The organism is Flaviaesturariibacter aridisoli, from assembly GCF_004343705.1.
Taxonomy (GTDB): Bacteria; Bacteroidota; Bacteroidia; order Chitinophagales; family Chitinophagaceae; genus Flavisolibacter; species Flavisolibacter aridisoli.
Genome location: NZ_SKFH01000076.1, coordinates 1 through 586, shown reverse-complemented (window position 1 = coordinate 586; position 586 = coordinate 1). Strand labels below are relative to the sequence as shown.

Genomic DNA, 586 nt, shown 5'->3' with positions numbered 1-586 from the left:
GGGACATGCGCGGAGACAGCTTGACTGGTATCGACTGTGACTAAACTTGAATGCCAAGGCAAGTCCGGTCAAAATAGTACTTTACGAACAGTAGTTCAGCCCCCGCGCATGTTCTGCGCAGCAGAACGCTCCGCCTACGAAGAGCAGCGAGGTTGCTGCCTTGCGAATGGACGGCACCATAGTAAGCAAACGTTGCGCACTTAGCCCCCTCTGCGCCCAAAGTATTTCCTCCCCTTCTCCGCGTTGAAATTCCAGGGGAAAAATCCCATAAAATCCTGTTCTTCTTCCCACGGACACCCGCGCTCTATTTGCCAGCTTTGTTCCATGACCGCACAGGAATTGAACCGTATCGGCACGGAGATGAATGCGCTCCTGCCGCTGCGCGTGTCGAATGACGAAGAACGAATGGGATTGGATTTGAGCCAGCATGGGGAATCGCTGTAGCGACGCTTCTCTGCACGCGAAGACAGGGAGAAAGACTTTTGGTCGCGGAGGTTGGAGGAGACGCAGAGCGAGTTCTTTTGCAGGACTACTCTTATTTGATTGAACCTGGCGCAGCTGCATCATCGTAGTACGAGCGTCCCGC

The 586-nt window shown here is 54.1% G+C and carries 1 protein-coding gene; it reads left to right on the top strand.

Translation table 11 applies throughout. From position 1 onward, the window contains the following. The first annotated feature begins 324 nt into the window (after nt 1-324). A complete protein-coding gene (locus tag E0486_RS18420; protein WP_131854513.1) occupies nt 325-444 on the top strand; it encodes an ammonium transporter in 120 nt (39 codons plus the stop codon). Nucleotides 445-586 lie beyond the last annotated feature (142 nt).

Coding starts and splice junctions, on each gene's coding strand:
- E0486_RS18420 (WP_131854513.1), top strand. CDS start 325: ATGACCGCACAGGAATTGAACCGTATCGGCACGGAGATGAATGCGCTC.